This window comes from Paraburkholderia unamae (assembly GCF_003096875.1).
Taxonomy (GTDB): Bacteria; Pseudomonadota; Gammaproteobacteria; order Burkholderiales; family Burkholderiaceae; genus Paraburkholderia; species Paraburkholderia unamae.
On the sequence record NZ_QEOB01000062.1, the window covers coordinates 1 to 2,271 of the forward strand.

Sequence of the window (2,271 nt, forward strand, 5' to 3'; positions counted from 1 at the left end):
GCCACCAGCGTGTTGTTGCCAGCGCCACCCGAGATCGTGCTGTACGTCGTTTCGTCAGCGTGGAGCAGGCTGTTCGAATCGATCGTGACGACGTCATTGCCTGCGCCGCCCTTGAAGCTCGTCAGGGTCGGGTCGACTTCGACAGTCACGCCACCCGTTGCCGCGCTCGCGTCGATCGATGCGAGGCTCGTTGCGCCGTCGACCGACAGGTTCAGAGCGGCGGTGTTGTTCAGCGTAACCGTGGTCAGGTTCGCGCCTGCATCGACGGTGAGGTTGACCGCAGCCGTCGTGTTGACCGTGACGCTCGTTGCCGTGTCGAGTTGCAGGTCGACGCGGCCCGATGCAACACCGTTGTCAGCCAGGGTAACCGCGCCAGCCGTCGTGTCGATGATCGTGTCGACGCCGAACACCGGTGCGTCGCCGCCGATCGTCAGCGAGAGGTCGTGACCCTTCGTGGTGTTGTCGATGGTGTATTCGTAGCCCGAAATACCATTGAGCACCGTCAGCGACGTGAGCGCATCCGACGTGATCGTGGAATTGCCTTCGACGTGGTCCAGCGTGACGTTCGAGAGCGTGCTAACGCCGTTCGTCAGTTGGGTCTGGATGTCGGTGATGGTCGCGCTTTCGCCGCCCGTGATCGAGACCGACGTTGCGCCGTTGGTCGTGACGCTCGTGTCGCCCGTGCCGTAGACGTTCGAGGCGCCGGCGGCCGACGTGCCTGCCTTCGATTCGTTGACGATCGTGACGTTGCCCGAAGCGTAGTCGCTGGCGTTCTTGAGCGCGCCCGTGACCGAGTCGATGACTGCCGTCACGTTGCCGACGTCGATGTCGCCGTCCGTTGCCGTCGTCGTGATCGACACGGTCGTGCCGCCAACAACGGTGAAGTTGTCGACGTTGTAGCCGACATACGTGTCGGTGATCGACACTGCGCCCGTCGTCGGGGTCGCATCCGTGCCAACCGTAACGTTGCCGCCAGTCGTGTTGACCGTGACGTTGTCGCCGCCAGCAACGCTGACAGCCGAGTTGTTCGTGTACTGGCCGCCGGTCTCGACAGCCGACTGCGTAACCGAAACGTCGCCCTTCGTGCTTGCGCCTGCGCTGTCGTTACCGACGATAACGAGGCCGCCAGCCGAGCTGACCGTCACGTCCGAACCGCCAAACACGCCGACGAAGCCCGCCGTCGTATCCGTCACCGTGACGCTGCCGGTCGGTTGCGCACCTGCCGTGCCGCTCGACGAACCGACGCGCACGCCGCCTGCGTTGGTCGTGACGTTGACGTCCGTGCCGCCTTCAACGGCGACGAAGCCGTTGTTGGTGTTGACGATGCCGTCGTATGCAACCGAAGCCGTGTTGTTGATGGTGACAGCGCCGCTCGGGGTCGCCACTACCGTGCCTGCAACATTGCCGACGTGCACTGCACCGCCTGCTGCGTTGACGGCCACGTCCGTGCCGCCATAAACGTTCACGCGGCTGACGTTGCTGGTTTCCGTCACGGTAACCGTGCCGGTCGCGTTTTCGCCAGCGAGGAGCTTGCCTGCTGCGTCCACAGCGGTGCCGCCGATGGTCACGTTGCCTGCGTTCGTCGTCACCGAGACGTTCGCGCCACCCAGGACGTTTACGTTCGACTGGTAACCCGACGTCACGCCCGTGAGGTAGTCTTTTGCGTATGCCTTGGCTTCGTTGACGTTCACCGTCACATTGCCGGTCGGTGCGTAGACCGTGTTGGCTGCGAAACCGCCGATATTGACGCCACCGGCGTCCACTGCGTTACCGCCAACGGTGCTGACCGACACGTCAGTGCCGCCGAACACGTTGACCGTGGTGCCCGAACCCGTTGCATTGACCGAGACTGCGCCGGTCGGCTCCGACGGCGAAACGGCAGTGCCGTTGACGCCAACGTTCACCGTGCTGTTCTGGCCTGCGTCGTTGACAGTAACCGTCGTGCCGCCAAACACGTTGACCGTGCCGGTATTCGCCGCGGTCACGTTGACTGCGCCAGTCGGATTGACATTGGCAATGGTCGTGCTGCCGACATCAACGAAACCAGCCGCGGTGTTCACCGTAACGTTGTTGCCGCCTGCGACAACGACGCCTGCGTCCAAGCCACCATCCTGCGTGCTCAGGTGCGTAACGTTGATGTTCGTCGTCGCGGCTGCCTTGACGTTGTCTTCGCCGTTACCCGCCGACTTGACGGTCAGGTTCGTCACGCCCGAGATATTCGACGTGTCGAACGATGCCGTACCGCCAGCGTTGCCGGCCGTTTGCAGAACA

1 protein-coding gene is annotated in these 2,271 nt (G+C 63.5%); it reads right to left on the bottom strand.

All coding sequences use genetic code 11. The annotated features are described in order from the left end of the window. The coding region (locus C7402_RS47320) for a beta strand repeat-containing protein (protein ID WP_165842145.1) at positions 1-2,271 on the bottom strand (2,271 nt) is incomplete at both ends.